Consider the following 17,077-nt stretch of genomic DNA (forward strand, 5'->3'; position numbering starts at 1 on the left):
CGCTTGCTTAGCTCGCGGCGGGCGGCTTGGCCACCGAGCACAGGCGGATCGAGTCGGCGAGGATCTCGATGGCCTTGGGCCGCGGGAAGCTGGCGCGCCAGGCGATGGCTACGGTGCGAAACGGTACCGGCGGGGTCAGTGGGCGCACTTCGATCACCCCGGGGGCGTAGTGATGGCTGTCCACTGCCGACAGCGGCAGGATCGAGATGCCCAGGCCGGAGGCGACCATGTGGCGGATGGTCTCCAGGGAGCTGGATTCCACGGTGGTGTGCTTGGCGCCGTCGTTGCCCTTGGTCAGGGTCGGGCAGGCCTCCAGCACCTGGTCGCGGAAGCAGTGGCCCTCGCCCAGTAGCAACAGGCTCTTGTCGTTGAGCAGGTTGGCGTCGATGGTTTCCTTCTTGGTCCAGGAGTGGCCGCTGGGCATCAGCACGTAGAAGGGCTCGTCGTACAGCGGCAGGGTCAGGACATCGGCTTCATTGAACGGCAGGGCGATGATGATCGCGTCCAGCTCGCCATTGCGCAGCTTGTCCCGCAGTACGTGGGTGAAGTTCTCTTCGATATACAGCGGCATCTGCGGCGCGACCCGGTGCAGCTGGGGAATCAGGTGCGGGAACAGGTAGGGACCGACGGTATAGATGGCGCCCACCTTGAGCGGCGCGGTCAGCTGGTTCTTGCCGGCCTGGGCCAGTTCACGGATGCCCTGGGCCTGTTCCAGGACCTTCTGTGCCTGGGCGACGATGGTTTCGCCGACCGGGGTCAGGCGCACCGCACTCTTGCTGCGCTCGAAAATCAGCACACCGAGTTCGTCTTCAAGCTTTTTCACGCCCACCGAGAGGGTCGGCTGGCTGACATGGCAACGCTCGGCGGCGTGGCCGAAGTGCTGCTCTTGGGCGAGGGTGACGATGTAGCGTAATTCTGTGAGGGTCATAGCGGGCGTCCATGAGGATGCGGCCAAGCATAACGGCTGCAATCGATAGACGCACGTTATCAGACGGAGGGTGGAATGCGACACCCGCCAATGCCTGCTTCGGGCTGCACAAACGCCTAGGGCACCTTTGCAGGTGCCCTGGCGGGGTATCAGCGGCGGCCGCGGCTTCTGTCGATTTCGTAGTTGAAGGGCGCGGTGACTTCCACGGTGCCATTGGTGAGCATGTCGGCCGGCGGCTTGGGCAGAGTCTGTGCGCGACGGATCATGTCCAGGGTGGCCCGGTCCAGATCCGCATTGCCCGAACGGCTGATCAGCTCGTAGGACAGCACCTTGCCTTCGGCATCAACCACGAAGCGCAGGGAGTTGGTGCCTTCCTTGCCTCGACGTTGAGCCTCGCTCGGGTAGCGCTTGTGCTTGGCCAGATGCGCCTGCACCAGTCCCTGCCAGTTGGCCTTGGCGGCCGCCTGGGCCGGTGACGGGCCTGCAGTCGCGGGGGCGGGCTGCTGGGACGGGGCGGGTGTGACCGGGGCGTCGCTGGGCTTTTCCTCGGAAGGCTTTTCCTTGGGCGGCTCGGGCTTGACCACCGGTTTTGGCGGTTGTGGCTTGGGCTTCGGCTTGGCCGGCTTGGGCACCGAAATAGTCGGTTTCGGCGCTTCGGCGAGCTTGGGCAGCGGCAGTTCTTCCACCGGCGCAGGCGGTTGCGGCGGGGTCACCACTTTCGGTGGTGCCGGCGGAGGCGGCACAGGGGCAGGCGCCAGTTCCACCACCATGGCCTGGGGCGGAATGGGTATTGGTTGTGGTTTGGACCAGTTGAGGGCGAGGAGGATCGCCAGCGCATGGACACCCAGCACCACCGCCAGGCTACCGCTGTAACGCGTCAGTCTTTGGCGCGTCGTGATCATTTCTTGGCTGCCGTCTCAAGTCCGACCAGGCCGACTTTCAGGTAGCCGGCGGCCCGCAGGTTGTCCATGACGCTCATCAGATCGCCGTAGTTCACGCCCTTGTCGGCCTGGAAGAAGATGGTCGTGTCCTTCTTGCCTTGGGTGCGGGCGTCGAGAATGGCACCCAGGGTCTCGGCCTTGACTTCCTCTTCGCCGATGAACAGGCGCTGGTCGGCCTTGACGCTGAGGAATACCGGTTTTTCCGGACGCGGCGCCGGTTTGGCGCTGGAGGCGGGAAGGTCGACCTTGATGTCCACGGTGGCCAGCGGGGCGGCCACCATGAAGATGATCAGCAATACCAGCATCACGTCGATGAACGGCGTGACGTTGATTTCGTGGTTTTCGGCCAGGTCGTCGCCTGCGCCTTCTTTCAAATGCAAGCCCATGGCTGATTACCCCACTTTCACCATGTGCGGTTGTGCGGAGCGCTCGGCTGGCTGGTGGTCCAGGTCGCGGCTGACCAGCAGCAGGACTTCTGCCGAGGCATCGGCCACCTGGGCGCGGTAGCCGGTGATGGAGCGAGCGAAGACGTTGTAGATCACGACCGCCGGGATCGCTGCAACCAGACCCAGGGCGGTGGCCAGCAGGGCTTCGGCGATGCCTGGGGCTACCACGGCGAGGTTGGTGGTCTGGGTCTTGGCGATGCCGATGAAGCTGTTCATGATGCCCCACACGGTGCCGAACAGACCGACGAATGGCGCGGTGGAACCGATGGTGGCGAGCACGCCGGTGCCGCTGCTCATGTTGCGACCGCAGGCAGCCACCAGGCGCTCAAGACGGAAGCTGACCCGCTCCTTGATGCCTTCTTTCTCACGGCTGTTTGCCGACAGGCGCATTTCTTCCAGGGCGTCGTGGACCAGCAGGTGGGCGAGGGTGCCCTCCTTGGCGGCCGTGGCGCTGGCCTCTTTGAGAGTGGTGGCCTTTTTCAGGGCAGCGATTTCACCGCGCAGGCGACGCTTGGCGCCCAGCAGTTCGAAGCCTTTGGCGATCCAGATGGTCCAGGTGATGATCGAGGCGATGGCCAGGCCAATCATCACCAGTTTCACGATGATGTCGGCGTTCTGGTACATGCCCCAGGGCGACAGGTCATGGGCCATGCCCAGGCTGTTGTCGGCTTCGAGGACTTCGGGGGTGTCCTGGCCCGCTACCGGAAGGCCTTCGGCCTGGGCCGGATCGGTGGCTGGCGCAGTGGCCAGGGGGGCTGCCGGGTCAGTCTGAGGGTGTTCGGCGGCTGGAGCGCTGGCGGCCGGCGCGGTGGCCGGCGCGGTGGCCGGCGCGTGCTGGTCGGCGAAGGCTGCGGTCGGAGCCAGCAGCAGGCTGCACAGCAGCGCAGCAACCGCGCTTGCGGCGCGCAGTGGGCTTGGGCGTTTGGTTGGCGAGGCGGAGAGTGGATTGCTTGTCATGCTGGCCGGACCTGAGAGGAGGAAAGGGTTGAATGTCCTTCTAGGCCTCGCTGGGCCGAGAACAATTGGGCGGTTATTATTGCAATTAATTCTTGTTAACAAAAGTAATACAGTAACTATTTTTCCTCGATTTCTAGCCGTTCATCCAAAGCCGAGGCTAGTCTTGGCCTTTCTGAAAGGAGTTTTCTGATGTCCTCCCCCTCTGTTTTGATCGCCGGTTGCGGTGATGTCGGGAGTCGCCTGGCGACTCAACTGCTGGCTGAGCAATGGCGGGTTTATGGCTTGCGCCGCACGATATCGCGCCTGCCTCAGGGAGTGATTGGCGTCGCCGGAGACCTGTTCAGCGAACAATGCCCGATGGACTGGCCACAGGCGCCCCTGGATTATCTGGTGTACTGCGCGGCGGCCACCGAGCATGACGAAGCCGGGTATCGCGCGGCCTATGTCGAGGGCCTGCAGCATGTGCTGAGCTGGCTCAAGCAGCATGGCCAGCAGCCCAAGCGCCTGTTGTTCGTCTCCAGCAGCAGTGTCTACGAGCAGAAGGGCGGTGAATGGGTCGATGAGAATTCGCCGGCCCTGGCGAGCGGCTACTCGGGCCGTTTGATGCTGGAAGCCGAGCAGGTGGCCTTGAACAGTGGGCTGCCTGCAACGCGGGTGCGCCTGACCGGCATCTACGGGCCGGGCCGTGAATGGTTGCTGACCCAGGTGCGGCGCGGGTATCGGGTGGCGATTGATCCGCCGTTGTATGGCAATCGCATTCATGCCGACGATGCGGCGGGCCTGCTGGCGTTCCTGCTTGAGGCGGACCGTCGCGGCACCGCGCTGGATGATTGCTATATCGGGGTCGATGACGCGCCCGCGCCGCTGGCGGAAGTGGTCGGCTGGCTGCGTGAATACCTGGGTGTGACCGAGTGGGCGGATGATGCCAGCGTGCGCCGCACCGGTAGCAAGCGCTGCAGCAATGCCCGGGCCCGGGCGTTGGGCTGGGTGCCGCGTTATCTGAGTTATCGACAGGGCTATGCGGCGATTCTTCAGGCGCAAGGCTGAATCGGACCGTAGCCGCTGCGGTTGGCAGCGGCTACCTCCGGGTCATTGCTTTTGCAGCAGCCATTGCTGGTTGCCTGGCATCAGCGACGGCACTTCATCCGCCAGTGCGCTGTTCACCGCCTGGAAGATCTCCAGCTGCTGGTCCTTGCGCACGAAGATCCAGGAATTGCCCTGGCCATTGAGCTGCAACCAGATGCTGTCGTTGCCGCCGCTCATGGAAGCGCAGTCGCCCGCCAGGCACAGGGCGTAGCGATCGGCTCCCGGCAGGCCTTGCACGGCGCCGTTGGCCTGGAACTGGACTTCGTTGCCCAGTCCCGGACCGCTGACGATTTTCCATGTGCCGCCCAGGTAGGCCGAGTACAGCGCGCGCTCGAAGTTGGCGCCCAGTGGCGCGCCTTCAGGTGCCGGGTCCTTGGGCGGGACGAATACCTGTTCGGGTTCGTTGTCGTTGGCCACTTGCAGCAATTGCTTGCCGTTGCGTTTCAGCTCCGTGGCGGCGCTGCCATAGAACTCGACCTTTGCAGTATTTGAACCGTCGTTGACGATCTTGCCTTCGATGGTCTCGAAACCATTGGTGTAGCGGGCCTGGCCTGCCTTGGTGTTGAGTTCCCATTCCAGGTTCGGGCCGTAAGCCTGGAGGGCTTCACGCAAAGGGCCGCCCTTGGAGGCTGCGTCGATCGCTACCTGATTGATCCAGATGCCGCCGACATCGTTTTTGGCGGGGTCGCTGGCACAACCGCCGAGCAATACGGCGAGCAGCGAAACAGCTAGCGCTTGGCGCATGACGAAATCCTTTCAGAACGAAAACGGCGCAGCCTGAAGAGCTGCGCCGCGGGTGTTACTCGATGACCAGAATGGCATCCATTTCAACCTGTGCGCCCTTGGGCAGGGCTGCCACGCCAATGGCGGCGCGGGCTGGGTAAGGCTGCTGGAAGTACTTGCCCATGATCTCGTTGACCTTGGCGAAGTGGCTCAGGTCGGTGAGGAAGATGTTCAGCTTGACGATGTCCTTGAACGAACCGCCAGCGGCCTCGGCTACCGACTTGAGGTTCTCGAAGACCTGGACGGTCTGGGCTTCGAAGCCTTCCACCAGTTCCATGGTTTTTGGATCGAGGGGAATCTGGCCCGACATGTAGACGGTGTTGCCCGCCTTGATGGCCTGGGAGTAGGTGCCGATGGCGGCCGGGGCCTTTTCGCTGGTGATAACGGTCTTGGTCATGAATGACTCCTTGTAATGTACGGGCTACGCGCGCATGCGGGTGATGCGGATGACCCCGGTCAGGGCGCGCAGTTTCTTGATCACGCGGGCCAGGTGCACGCGGTCGTGCACGCTGACCACCAGTTGGACCACGCTGATGCGACCATCGCGTTCGTCCATGCTGATTTTCTCGATGTTGCCGTCGGCGGCGTTGACGCTGCTGGCCAGCAGCGCGATCAAGCCGCGCTGGTGTTCCAGCTCGACGCGCAGTTCGACGTTGAACTCGCCAGTGACATCCTTGGCCCAGGACAGCTGGATGCATTTTTCCGGGTTGTGGCGGATTTCGCTGATATTGCGGCAGTTGTCCAGGTGCACCACCATCCCTTTGCCAGCGGACAGGTGGCCGACGATCGGGTCGCCAGGGATCGGCGTGCAGCATTTGGCGTAGCTCAGCACCAGGCCTTCGGTGCCGCGGATCGCCAGCGGGCCTTCCGGGCTTGGCAGCTGTTCGCCTTCACCCAGCAGGCGTCGGGCCACGACGTAGGCCATGCGATTGCCCAGGCCGATGTCTTCCAGCAGGTCTTCGATCAGTTCCAGGCGGTATTCCTGGAGGATGGCCTGGATACGTTCGGTCGGGATTTTTTCCAGCGAGCTGTCGAAACCGTTGAGCACCTTGTTCAGCAGGCGTTCGCCGAGGCTGATGGATTCGGAGCGGCGCTGCAGCTTGAGGGCGTGACGAATGTGGGTGCGGGCCTTGCCGGTGACCACGAAATTCAGCCAGGCCGGATTGGGGCGTGCCCCCGGGGCGCTGACGATTTCCACGGTGGAGCCGCTTTGCAGGGGTTCCGACAGCGGTGCCAGGCGGCGGTTGATCCGGCAGGCGATGCAGCTGTTGCCCACGTCGGTGTGCACCGCGTAGGCGAAGTCCACGGCGGTGGAGCCTTTGGGCAGCTCCATGATCCGGCCTTTGGGCGTGAACACGTAGACCTCGTCCGGGAACAGGTCGATCTTCACGCTCTCGATGAATTCCAGGGAGTTGCCGGCGCGCTGTTGCATTTCCAGGACGCCCTTGACCCATTGGCGGGCGCGGGCGTGGGTGCCTTTGGGCTGTTCGTCGCCACTGGATTTGTACAGCCAGTGGGCGGCGATACCGTTATTGGCCATTTCTTCCATTTCCCGGGTACGGATCTGGATCTCGATCGGTACTCCGTGCATGCCGAACAGCGTGGTATGCAGCGACTGATAGCCGTTGGCCTTGGGAATGGCGATGTAGTCCTTGAAGCGTCCCGGCAGCGGCTTGTACAGATTGTGCACAGCGCCAAGTACCCGGTAGCAGGTGTCTACCTTGTCGACGATGATGCGGAACGCATAGACGTCCATGATCTCGTTGAAGGCCCGGCGTTTGCCGCGCATTTTCTTGTAGATGCCGTACAGGTGCTTCTGGCGACCGCTGACCTCGCCCTGGATGCCGTCGATGGCCAGGCAGTGGCTGAGGGATTCTTCGATCTTGTTGACGATTTCCTTGCGATTGCCCCGAGCGCGCTTGACCGCCTGGTAGATCCGCGCGGAACGCATCGGGTGCATCGCCTTGAAGCCCAGGTCTTCGAATTCGATACGGATGCTGTGCATGCCCAGGCGATTGGCGATGGGGGCGTAGATCTCCAGGGTTTCCTTGGCGATCCGCCGGCGTTTCTCGCCGGAGAGCACTTCCAGGGTGCGCATGTTGTGCAGGCGGTCGGCCAGCTTGACCAGGATCACGCGAATATCGCGAGCCATGGCCATGGCCATTTTCTGGAAGTTTTCCGCTTGGGCTTCGGCCTTGGTCTCGAAGTTCATCTGGGTCAGTTTGCTGACCCCGTCCACGAGTTCGGCCACGGTTTCACCAAACTGCGCGCTGAGCGCTTCCTTGGCGATGCCGGTGTCTTCGATCACGTCATGCAGCATCGCGGCCATCAGGCTCTGATGGTCCATGTGCATGTCGGCAAGAATGTTCGCTACCGCGAGTGGGTGCGTGACGTACGCCTCGCCGCTGCGACGGCGCTGACCGTCATGGGCTTGTTCGGCGTAGAAATACGCTCGGCGGACCAGATTGACCTGGTCCGTGCCGAGATAGGTCGATAAGCGATCGGCGAGGGCGTCTATGCTCGGCATGATGTCTCCTGCCGTAAGCTGTGATCCCGCGCCGTGCTACGTCGACCAGGCATAGGCTCAGACGGCCTCGTTGGACTCGTCCTCGAAAGCAGCAAAAAGCGGCTCGTCTTCAACGATTTCGGCTTCGGCGATGGCTGCATAGTCGATCAGGCCTTCAGCGATTTCGCGCAGGGCGACAACGGTAGGCTTGTCGTTTTCCCATGCTACTTTCGGCTCTTTGCCGCCGGTTGCCAGTTGACGGGCACGCTTGGTAGAGAGCATGACCAGCTCAAAGCGGTTATCCACGTGTTCTAGACAGTCTTCAACGGTTACGCGGGCCATGGTCTTCCTCGTAGCAAATGCAATATGCGCGCTGCCCGGATGGGCGAGCGGACTCAACAGTTTAAAAAATCACCAGCGTTTAGGGAAGCGCTGATTTTTTGACCAAGCTCTTCAACGCGCTGCAAGTGCCAATGTAAAGCGCTTGCAGCGGTTTTGGGAAGTGCTGTTTTAGCCCAGCAGTTCAGCCAGCAACTTGCCGAAACGCTGCTGCTGACGTTTCTGCTGCAGTTGATTGGAGCGGAAAATGGCCTTCAGGTCGTCCAGCGCGTGGGCGAAATCGTCGTTGATGATCAGGTAGTCGTAGTCGACGTAGTGGCTCATTTCGCTGACGGCTTCGCGCATCCGCCCTTCGATGATCTCGTCGCTGTCTTGCCCGCGGTTGGTCAGGCGCTGGTGCAAGGCCTGCAAGGATGGCGGCAGGATGAAGATCGAACGCGCCTGTGGCATCAACTTGCGCACCTGCTCGGCGCCTTGCCAGTCGATTTCCAGGATCAGGTCGTGACCTTCGTCCAGGGTCTGCTGCAGGTGGCTTTGCGAGGTGCCATAGAGGTTGCCGAAGACTTCGGCGCGCTCCAGAAAGTCGCCATGCTCGATCATCTTCACGAACTCGCTGCGTTCGACGAAGTGATAGTTCACGCCATTCACTTCGCCCGGGCGCATGGCGCGGGTGGTGTGGGAGATCGAGACGCGGATCTCCGGGTTGGCGTCGGTCAGAGCCTTGACCAGGCTGCTTTTGCCTGCGCCCGATGGGGCGGAAATGATGTACAGGGTGCCGGTGCTGTGGGTCATGTCAGTTGCCTTACTCAATGTTCTGCACTTGTTCGCGCATCTGCTCGATCAACACCTTGAGGTTGACCGCAGCCTGAGTGCTGCGTGGGTCGAAGGCCTTGGAGCCCAGGGTATTGGCTTCGCGGTTGAGCTCTTGCATCAGGAAGTCCAGGCGCCGACCGGCAGCGCCGCCGGACTTGAGCACGCGACGTACTTCGATGATGTGGGTGCTCAGGCGATCCAGTTCTTCGGCGACGTCGCTTTTCTGTGCCAGCAGGACCATCTCCTGCTCGAGACGGGTCGGGTCCAGCTCGACCTGCATGTCGGCGAAACGGTCGAGGACTTTCTGGCGCTGGGTCGCGAGCATCTGCGGAACCAGCTCGCGCAGTGTCGCCACGTCTTCCTTCATGGCGGACAGGCGCTCGTTGATCAGTCGGGCCAGTTCGGCGCCCTCGCGTTCGCGACCGCTCTTCAATTCCTTCAGGCCCTGGTTGAACAGGGCCAAGGCATCGCTGTTCAAGGCTTGCGGGTCACTGGCGTCGGCCACCAGTACACCGGGCCAGGCCAGGACTTCCAGTGGGTTCAGGGCTGCCGGCTGCTTGATCAGGCTGGCAACCGTCTCGGCCGCCGCGACCAGCTGTGCTGCGCGCTCACGGTCGACCTGCAATGGCTTGCCGGTGGTTTCCTCGGTGAAGCGCAGGGTGCATTCGACTTTGCCCCGGGACAAACCCTGGCGCAGTGCTTCGCGGACTGCGCCTTCAAGGTCGCGGAAGGCTTCCGGCAACCGCAGGTGCGGCTCCAGGTAACGGCTGTTGACCGAGCGCAACTCCCAGCTCAGCGTGCCCCGGGTTCCGGCCTGTTCGACCCGTGCGAAGGCGGTCATGCTATGCACCATGGAGGTACCTCCGATTCAGTGCCGACGCCAACCGCAAGCGGGCTGAGCAGGCCTGATAGATGAATTAAAGCCGGTAGGCGGCGAAGGCGCAGGATTGTAGCGCAGTGCGGCAGGCGTCCCCAAACCCTGCTGCAGACAATGGGGCGCAGGTCGTCGCAACAGGATCAATCTGAGGCACAAATGCGCCTTTGGCCTTTTTAGGCGTGCCCTGGCGCGGTTGCGGGCTTTATAATGCCCGGCAGTTTTCCGTCCTCGTACAGGTATTTCCCTATGAAACGTCCAAGTGGTCGCGCTGCCGATCAGCTCCGCTCGATCCGCATTACCCGCAACTACACCAAACACGCCGAGGGATCTGTACTGGTCGAGTTCGGTGATACCAAAGTGATCTGCACGGTCAGCGTCGAGAATGGCGTACCGCGCTTCCTCAAGGGCCAGGGTCAAGGCTGGTTGACGGCCGAATACGGCATGCTGCCGCGGTCCACCGGCGAACGTAACCAGCGTGAAGCCAGCCGTGGCAAGCAAGGCGGCCGCACCCTGGAGATCCAGCGCCTGATCGGTCGCTCCCTGCGCGCCGCACTGGACATGTCCAAGCTGGGCGACATCACCCTGTATGTCGACTGCGATGTGATCCAGGCTGATGGCGGCACCCGTACCGCGTCGATCACTGGCGCGATGGTGGCGCTGGTCGACGCCTTGAAAGTGATCAAGAAGCGCGGCGGCCTGAAAGGCGGCGATCCATTGAAGCAGATGATTGCTGCAGTATCGGTGGGCATGTACCAAGGTGAGCCGGTCCTGGACCTGGATTATCTGGAAGACTCGGCCGCTGAAACCGACCTCAATGTCGTCATGACCAGCACTGGCGGTTTCATCGAAGTGCAGGGTACTGCCGAGGGCGCGCCGTTCCAGCCGGCCGAACTGAATGCGATGCTGGCCCTGGCCCAGCAAGGCATGAACGAGATTTTCCAACTGCAGCAGGCGGCACTCGCCGATTGATGGGCGCCGGTCTTCAGCAAGGAGAGCACCATGAGTGATGAGCAACTGCCACAACCTGCGCCGAGCCATGAAGTCCGGCAATGGGCGATGTTTTGTCACCTGTCTGCCTTGCTGGGGATCTGGGTTCCCTTCGGTACGCTGATCGGGCCGCTGATTCTTTGGCAGATGAAGCGCGAGACGGATCCCTTTATCGATGCCCAGGGCAAGGAGGCGCTGAACTTCCAGCTGACGGTCGCCATTGCGTCAGCGGTCTGCTTCCTGCTGATGATCGTGGTCATCGGTTTCTTTATGTTCGGCCTGCTGGCGATTGGCGCCCTGGTGCTGACCATCATTGGTGGGGTCAAGGCGGGTGAGGGTGTGCCGTATCGGTATCCCTTTACCTGGCGCCTGATCAAGTAGGGTGGGCAGCCACAAAAAAGCCGACATCGCTGTCGGCTTTTTTGTGGCTCTGAAAAGACGCTTAGATGGTCAGCGTCCAGTCATAGTCCACGATCAGTGGTGCGTGCTGTGAGAAGCGTGGCTGACGCGGCAAGCGAGCGCTACGGACAAAGCGGCGCAGGCCAGGAGTCAGCAGCTGGTAGTCAAAGCGCCAGCCCAGGTTGAGCATCTCAGCCTGTTCGTTGTCCGGCCACCAGCTGTACTGATCGCCTTCGCGGCTGACTTCGCGCAGCGCGTCGACATAGCCCATGTTGCCAATGATCTCGTCCATCCAGGCACGCTCGGGTGCCAGGAAGCCTGGAGATTGCTGGCTGTCACGCCAGTTCTTGATATCCAGCTTTTGTTGCGCCACGTACAGCGAGCCACAATAGATGTACTCGCGACGTTTGCGCCGCTGTTTATCCAGATAACGGGCGAAGTCGTCCATTAGCTTGAACTTCTGGTTCAAGTCTTCATCGCCGTTCTGCCCTGATGGAAGCAGCAAGGTCGCGATGCTGACCTTGTCGAAATCGGCTTGCAGGTAGCGCCCGTAACGATCGGCTGTCTCGAAGCCGAGGCCGCTGATGACCGCCTTCGGCTGCAACCGCGAATACAAAGCCACGCCGCCTTGGGCAGGGACTTCAGCATCGCAGGCATAAAGGAAGTAGCCATCCAGTTGGAAGGCTGGGTCGTCCAGTTCAAAGGCAGAGGCGCGGGTGTCCTGCAGGCAGATGACGTCGGCATTCTGTGCCTGCAGCCAACTGAGCAAACCACGCTCCACTGCAGCCTGAATACCATTGACGTTCACACTGATGATCCGCATAAATGGCCCCAAAAATCACGTGCGTGTATGATACCCGAGCTCTACCTAATTAGCTAAATCCGTGGTATCTGGGGTTTTTTCATGCAGGCGTATCAGCGCGATTTCATTCGTTTTGCCATCGATCGCGGGGTTTTGCGCTTCGGTGAGTTCACCCTGAAGTCCGGGCGTACCAGCCCTTACTTCTTCAATGCCGGCCTGTTCAACAGCGGTTCGGCCCTGGCCCAGCTGGGGCGTTTCTATGCCGCGGCGATCATCGAAAGCGGCATTCCCTTCGATGTGCTGTTTGGCCCGGCCTATAAAGGCATTCCTCTGGCGGCGGCTACGGCCGTTGCTCTGGCTGAGCATCATCAGCGCGATCTGCCTTGGTGCTTCAACCGCAAGGAAGCCAAGGCGCATGGCGAAGGTGGCAGCCTGGTAGGCGCGCCATTGACCGGCGATGTGCTGATCATTGATGACGTGATCACCGCAGGCACTGCTATTCGCGAGGTGATGCAGATCATCGAGTCCCAGGAAGGCGCCAAGGCGGCCGGGGTATTGATTGCCCTGAACCGCCAGGAGCGCGGCAACGGCGAGCTGTCGGCGATCCAGGAAGTCGAGCGTGACTTCGGTATTCCCGTGGTGAGCATCGTTTCCCTGACCCAGGTCCTGCAGTTCCTGGCAGACGATCCGGCGCTCAAGCAACATCTTCCCGCAGTGGAAGCCTACCGCGCGCAATACGGCATCTGACCTGTAGGAGCCGGCTCCTGCAAAGATTGCGTCGATAAAAAAGCCCCCGCCCGGGATACCGGGCGGGGGCTTTTTTGTTGCTGGCGCTTAGGGGCGCTTGCGATTGCTGATCAGAGTGCCGACGCCGGTATCGGTGAAGATCTCCAGCAGAATCGCGTTAGGCACGCGGCCGTCGATGATCAGCGAGCTGCCGACGCCGCCCTGCACCGCTTCCAGGGCGCAGCGGATTTTCGGCAACATGCCGCCGTAGATGGTGCCGTCGGCGATCAACTCGTCGACTTGCTGGGTGCTCAGGCCAGTCAAGACCTTGCCCGACTTGTCCATCAGGCCGGCGATGTTGGTCAGCAGCATCAGCTTCTCGGCTTTCAGCGCTTCGGCCACCTTGCCGGCCACCAGGTCGGCGTTGATGTTGTAGGACTCGCCATTGGCGCCAACGCCAATCGGCGCGATCACCGGGATGAAGTCACCCTTGACCAGCAGGTTCAGCAGGTCGGTGTTGATCCCGACCACTTCGCCCACATGGCCGATATCGATGATTTCCGGAGTGGTCATCTCTGGGGTCTGGCGGGTCACGGTGAGCTTTTTCGCACGAATCAGCTCGGCATCTTTACCGGTCAGGCCGATGGCGCTGCCGCCATGACGGTTGATCAGGTTGACGATGTCCTTGTTGACCTGGCCGCCCAGGACCATCTCCACCACGTCCATGGTCTGCGCGTCAGTCACGCGCATGCCGTCGACGAAGTGGCTTTCAATCGACAGCCGCTTGAGCAGGTCGCCGATTTGCGGGCCTCCGCCGTGCACCACCACCGGATTGATCCCGACAGCCTTCATCAACACGATGTCGCGGGCGAAGCCGGTTTTCAGCTCCTCGCTCTCCATAGCGTTGCCGCCGTACTTGATCACCAGGGTCTTGCCGACATAGCGGCGGATGTAGGGCAGCGCTTCGGATAGGACCTTGGCGGTATTGGCGGCGGCATCGCGTTCGATGGTCATTCAGGGCTCCGGTGCTTCAAACAGTCAAAACGGTAGTTGGAGATCAGGTGCAACACGTTTCAGCTGGACGTGGAACACGTCCTTAATCCGCTGCAGCTCGGCTTCGTCATCAGCCTCGAAGCGCAGCACCAGCACAGGGGTGGTGTTGGAGGCGCGAACCAGGCCCCAGCCCTTGGCATAGTCGACTCGCACGCCGTCAATGGTGGTCAGGTCGGCGCCTGCGCCCCACTGCGCGTCGTGCAGGGCATCAATGATGCTGAATTTGCTCTCTTCGGTCACATGGATATTGATTTCCGGCGTAGAAATATCGTTCGGGAAGGTCGCGAACAACTCTTCTGCGGTGGATTTTTCCTTGCTGAGGATCTCCAGCAACCGGGCGGCGCTATAAATGCCGTCGTCGAAACCGAACCAGCGCTCCTTGAAGAACACATGGCCGCTCATTTCGCCAGCCAGCAGTGCGCCGGTCTGTTTCATTTTCTTTTTGATCAACGAGTGACCGGTCTTCCACATTAGCGGGCGACCGCCGTATTCCTTGATCAGCGGAATCAGGCGCCGAGTGCATTTGACGTCGAAGATGATCTCCGCATCCGGGTTGCGCGCCACCACGTCCTTGGCGAACAGCATCAGCAGGCGATCGGGGTAGACGATGCTGCCGGTGTTGGTGACCACGCCGACGCGATCGCCGTCGCCGTCGAAGGCCAGGCCCAGGTCGGCCCCGGTTTCCTTGACCTTGGCGATCAGGTCTTCGAGGTTTTCAGGCTTGCCCGGATCCGGGTGGTGATTGGGGAAGTTGCCGTCCACCTCGCAAAACAGCGGGATGACTTCGCAGTTCAGGGCTTCGATCAACTGCGGAGCGATGACCCCGGCGGCGCCGTTGCCGCAGTCCACCACGACCTTCAGGCGTCGGGCCAGCTTGATGTCACGGGTGATCTCCTCGGCGTAGCGCGGCAGGATGTCGACCCGGGTGATGCTGCCCTGGGCGCTGCTCAGGTTGTTGCTCTTGAGGCGCTCGTGCAGGGCCTGGATCTGTTCGTTGGCCAGGGTATCGCCGGCGATGACGATCTTGAAGCCGTTGTAGTTCGACGGGTTGTGGCTGCCGGTGAGCATCACCCCGGACTTGCCGGCCAGGACATTGGCGGCGTAGTACAGGGCTGGAGTCGGCACCAGGCCAACATCGGAAACGTGGCAGCCGCTGTCGTGCAGGCCCTGAATCAGTTGCTCCACCAGCTCCGGGCCGGACAGGCGGCCATCCCGGCCTACACAGACGTTGGGTTCGTCCTGAGCCAGGCTCTGGGAGCCGACGGCGCGGCCGATCCAGTACGCGGTTTCGGCGGTCAGGGATTGCGGTACAACGCCGCGGATGTCGTAGGCACGGAAGATGCTGTCAGGAAATGTCGGGGCGACGTTAGCTACGTTGCTCATCACTGAGGGTGCTCCATCTGAAGGGGGGCAGTACGGCCGGTAAGTGGCGGGCCGGCAGGCTCAAACTCAAGGGTATGACGGCGGTTTCAGCATAGAGTTCGTAGTGTGAAAGTGCTATCTGCCCCGGGCCGGCCGGGCCTTGGCGGCTCAAAGGCCCGGCCTGGCGGGCCCGAAGCGTGATGCAGACAGCAGCGGTTATTGGCCCTTAAATGCCCCGGCAGTGATTGTCGGGCCGGGCGAGGGGCCCGACCCGAGGCGGAGTCGTCAGTGGCTGCCGGAGTGACCGAAACCGCCGGCGCCGCGCTGGCTTTCGTCAAAGGCTTCGACCACCTCGAAATGCGCCTGGACCACCGGCACCAGCACCAGTTGGGCAATGCGTTCGCCGACGGCGATATTGAAGGCGGTCTGGCCACGGTTCCAGCAGGACACCATCAGTTCGCCCTGGTAATCCGAGTCGATCAGGCCCACCAGATTGCCCAGCACAATCCCGTGCTTATGGCCGAGGCCCGAACGCGGCAGGATCAGTGCCGCCAGGCCCGGATCGCCGATATAGACCGACAGGCCGGTTGGAATCAGCAGGGTCTGGCCCGGTTCCAGGACGGTGTCCTGCTGGAGCATGGCCCGCAGGTCGAGCCCGGCGGAGCCCGGCGTGGCGTACTGCGGCAGGGGGAATTCGTTGCCGATGCGTGGGTCGAGGATCTTGGCTTGTAAAGCGTGCATGCGAGTTAAACCTGGTTCAGCCGTTCGGCGATGAAAGAGATCAGTTGGCGGGCGATCTTGCCCTTGCTGGTCTGGGCGAAGAGAGTTGCGTGCAACTCCCGGTCAATCACGCTGCAGGCGTTTTCCTCGCTGTTGAAGCCAATGCTCGGGTTGGCCACGTCGTTGGCGACGATCAGGTCGAGGTTCTTGTCCTTCAATTTGCGTGCAGCGTAGTCGAGCAGATTCTCGGTTTCGGCGGCGAAACCGACACTGAAAGGGCGATCCGGCCGGCTGGCGATGGTGGCCAGGATGTCTGGGTTGCGCACCATCTGTAGTAGCAGGCCGTCACCTTTCGTAGGGTCTTTCTTTAATTTCTGTGGGGCGACGACTTCCGGGCGGTAGTCCGCGACCGCCGCCGAGGCGATGAAAACGTCGCATGGGATGGCCGCTTCACAGGCCGCGAGCATGTCGCGAGCGCTGACCACGTCGATCCGCGTGACTCTGTCGGGGGTTGGCAGGTGCACCGGTCCGGTGATCAGAGTGACCCGGGCACCGGCCTCGACAGCGGCCTCGGCCAGGGCGAAGCCCATTTTTCCTGAGCTATGGTTGGTGATGTAGCGCACCGGATCGATGTTTTCCTGAGTCGGTCCGGCGGTGATCAGCAGGTGTTTGCCGGTCAGTGCCTGGTGCTGGAAGCAGTCGGCGGCGCACAGCGCCAGATCGTTGGCTTCCAGCATGCGGCCCAGGCCGACGTCGCCACAGGCCTGGCTTCCGGAGGCCGGGCCGAAGACCCGCAGGCCGCGACTTTGCAGCAGTTGGGTGTTGGCCTGGGTGGCAGGATCGCGCCACATGGCCTGGTTCATGGCCGGAGCGATGGCGACTGTGGCGTCGGTCGCCAGGACCAGGGTCGTTAGCAGGTCGTCGGCGATGCCCTGGGCCAGACGGGCGATCAGGTCGGCGGTAGCGGGAGCGATCAGGACCAGGTCGGCCCATTTGGCCAGTTCGATATGGCCCATGGCGGCTTCAGCGGCCGGATCCAGCAGGTCGAGGTGAACAGGGTGCCCGGAGAGGGCCTGCATGGTCAGCGGGGTGATGAATTCACTGCCGCCCCGGGTCATGACCACGCGCACTTCGGCGCCCTGGTCGAGGAGTCGGCGAACCAGCTCCGCGCTCTTATAGGCGGCAATGCCGCCGCCGACGCCGAGCACGATGCGTTTCCGATACAGCCGCTGCATAGGCCTGTCTTTCCGTTCAGTGATTGCTGCGTGGCATGCCCCCTCCCCAGGTGAAATACCACGCAAAAAGAGGGTGGCTAAGATAGCACAGCGCCCGCTGTGGAACAGCGGCGCCAT

The 17,077-nt window shown here is 62.1% G+C and carries 18 protein-coding genes and 1 pseudogene; 4 read left to right on the forward strand and 15 right to left on the reverse strand.

Annotated elements, in window-relative coordinates:
- Nucleotides 1-7 precede the first annotated feature (7 nt).
- The 4 genes from ACMGG8_RS04630 to exbB form a co-directional block, all read right to left on the reverse strand.
- Nucleotides 8-928 carry a hydrogen peroxide-inducible genes activator gene (locus ACMGG8_RS04630; RefSeq protein ID WP_016963703.1) on the reverse strand — a complete coding sequence of 307 codons (921 nt, stop codon included), beginning with the start codon at nt 926-928 and terminating at the stop codon, nt 8-10.
- 149 nt (nt 929-1,077) lie between these two features.
- A complete protein-coding gene (locus tag ACMGG8_RS04635; protein ID WP_060844965.1) occupies nt 1,078-1,830 on the reverse strand; it encodes an energy transducer TonB in 753 nt (250 codons plus the stop codon).
- On the reverse strand, nt 1,827-2,255 hold the full coding sequence (gene exbD, locus ACMGG8_RS04640) for a TonB system transport protein ExbD (RefSeq protein ID WP_016963705.1): 429 nt from the start codon (nt 2,253-2,255) through the stop codon (nt 1,827-1,829). The genes ACMGG8_RS04635 and exbD overlap by 4 nt, the downstream gene beginning before the upstream one ends.
- Nucleotides 2,256-2,261: 6 nt before the next feature.
- Nucleotides 2,262-3,272 carry a tonB-system energizer ExbB gene (gene exbB / locus ACMGG8_RS04645; protein WP_414159243.1) on the reverse strand — a complete coding sequence of 337 codons (1,011 nt, stop codon included), beginning with the start codon at nt 3,270-3,272 and terminating at the stop codon, nt 2,262-2,264.
- Between the two features lie 189 nt (nt 3,273-3,461).
- Here exbB and ACMGG8_RS04650 point away from each other — a divergent pair, with 189 nt between their 5' ends.
- The gene (locus tag ACMGG8_RS04650; RefSeq protein WP_414159244.1) at nt 3,462-4,319 is read left to right on the forward strand and encodes an SDR family oxidoreductase; all 858 of its coding nucleotides are present in this window, start codon (nt 3,462-3,464) and stop codon (nt 4,317-4,319) included.
- A gap of 42 nt (nt 4,320-4,361) precedes the next feature.
- Here the strand turns inward: ACMGG8_RS04650 and ACMGG8_RS04655 are convergent, their stop codons facing one another.
- From ACMGG8_RS04655 to ACMGG8_RS04680, 6 genes are all read right to left on the reverse strand, one after another.
- Nucleotides 4,362-5,102, reverse strand: coding sequence for a hypothetical protein (locus ACMGG8_RS04655; protein WP_060841722.1), 741 nt, complete (start codon nt 5,100-5,102; stop codon nt 4,362-4,364).
- 55 nt (nt 5,103-5,157) lie between these two features.
- Nucleotides 5,158-5,538 carry a RidA family protein gene (locus ACMGG8_RS04660; protein WP_047306620.1) on the reverse strand — a complete coding sequence of 127 codons (381 nt, stop codon included), beginning with the start codon at nt 5,536-5,538 and terminating at the stop codon, nt 5,158-5,160.
- Between the two features lie 24 nt (nt 5,539-5,562).
- Nucleotides 5,563-7,668, reverse strand: a complete 2,106-nt coding sequence (gene spoT, locus ACMGG8_RS04665) for a bifunctional GTP diphosphokinase/guanosine-3',5'-bis pyrophosphate 3'-pyrophosphohydrolase (protein ID WP_060841721.1) — start codon at nt 7,666-7,668, stop codon at nt 5,563-5,565.
- 57 nt (nt 7,669-7,725) lie between these two features.
- Nucleotides 7,726-7,989 carry a DNA-directed RNA polymerase subunit omega gene (gene rpoZ, locus ACMGG8_RS04670; RefSeq protein ID WP_007921129.1) on the reverse strand — a complete coding sequence of 88 codons (264 nt, stop codon included), beginning with the start codon at nt 7,987-7,989 and terminating at the stop codon, nt 7,726-7,728.
- 168 nt (nt 7,990-8,157) lie between these two features.
- The gene (gene gmk, locus ACMGG8_RS04675) at nt 8,158-8,778 is read right to left on the reverse strand and encodes a guanylate kinase (RefSeq protein WP_016964147.1); all 621 of its coding nucleotides are present in this window, start codon (nt 8,776-8,778) and stop codon (nt 8,158-8,160) included.
- Nucleotides 8,779-8,788: 10 nt separating this feature from the next.
- Nucleotides 8,789-9,652, reverse strand: coding sequence for a YicC/YloC family endoribonuclease (locus ACMGG8_RS04680; protein ID WP_414159245.1), 864 nt, complete (start codon nt 9,650-9,652; stop codon nt 8,789-8,791).
- A gap of 270 nt (nt 9,653-9,922) precedes the next feature.
- Here ACMGG8_RS04680 and rph point away from each other — a divergent pair, with 270 nt between their 5' ends.
- Together rph and ACMGG8_RS04690 are read left to right on the forward strand one after the other, a co-directional pair.
- Entirely contained in the window at nt 9,923-10,645 is a 723-nt protein-coding gene (gene rph / locus ACMGG8_RS04685; protein WP_016964145.1) for a ribonuclease PH, read from the forward strand.
- A gap of 30 nt (nt 10,646-10,675) precedes the next feature.
- Nucleotides 10,676-11,044: a DUF4870 domain-containing protein gene (locus ACMGG8_RS04690; protein WP_016964144.1), complete on the forward strand. Its 369-nt coding sequence runs from the start codon at nt 10,676-10,678 to the stop codon at nt 11,042-11,044.
- A 61-nt stretch (nt 11,045-11,105) separates the two neighbouring features.
- On the opposite strand, the gene ACMGG8_RS04695 is transcribed toward ACMGG8_RS04690, so the two are convergent.
- A complete protein-coding gene (locus ACMGG8_RS04695; protein ID WP_011064227.1) occupies nt 11,106-11,885 on the reverse strand; it encodes an exodeoxyribonuclease III in 780 nt (259 codons plus the stop codon).
- An 81-nt stretch (nt 11,886-11,966) separates the two neighbouring features.
- Here ACMGG8_RS04695 and pyrE point away from each other — a divergent pair, with 81 nt between their 5' ends.
- On the forward strand, nt 11,967-12,611 hold the full coding sequence (gene pyrE, locus ACMGG8_RS04700) for an orotate phosphoribosyltransferase (protein WP_414159246.1): 645 nt from the start codon (nt 11,967-11,969) through the stop codon (nt 12,609-12,611).
- A gap of 87 nt (nt 12,612-12,698) precedes the next feature.
- On the opposite strand, the gene argB is transcribed toward pyrE, so the two are convergent.
- From argB to coaBC, 4 genes and pseudogenes are all read right to left on the reverse strand, one after another.
- Nucleotides 12,699-13,604, reverse strand: a complete 906-nt coding sequence (gene argB, locus ACMGG8_RS04705) for an acetylglutamate kinase (protein ID WP_011064225.1) — start codon at nt 13,602-13,604, stop codon at nt 12,699-12,701.
- 24 nt (nt 13,605-13,628) lie between these two features.
- Nucleotides 13,629-15,005, reverse strand: a pseudogene (locus ACMGG8_RS04710) (phosphomannomutase/phosphoglucomutase); the annotation flags it as partial.
- Nucleotides 15,006-15,290: 285 nt separating this feature from the next.
- Nucleotides 15,291-15,746, reverse strand: coding sequence for a dUTP diphosphatase (gene dut / locus ACMGG8_RS04715; RefSeq protein ID WP_060841716.1), 456 nt, complete (start codon nt 15,744-15,746; stop codon nt 15,291-15,293).
- A 5-nt stretch (nt 15,747-15,751) separates the two neighbouring features.
- Nucleotides 15,752-16,960, reverse strand: a complete 1,209-nt coding sequence (gene coaBC, locus ACMGG8_RS04720; RefSeq protein WP_060841715.1) for a bifunctional phosphopantothenoylcysteine decarboxylase/phosphopantothenate--cysteine ligase CoaBC — start codon at nt 16,958-16,960, stop codon at nt 15,752-15,754.
- Nucleotides 16,961-17,077: the final 117 nt, after the last annotated feature.

Source organism: Pseudomonas sp. BNK-45, from assembly GCF_047456255.1.
GTDB lineage: Bacteria > Pseudomonadota > Gammaproteobacteria > Pseudomonadales > Pseudomonadaceae > Aquipseudomonas.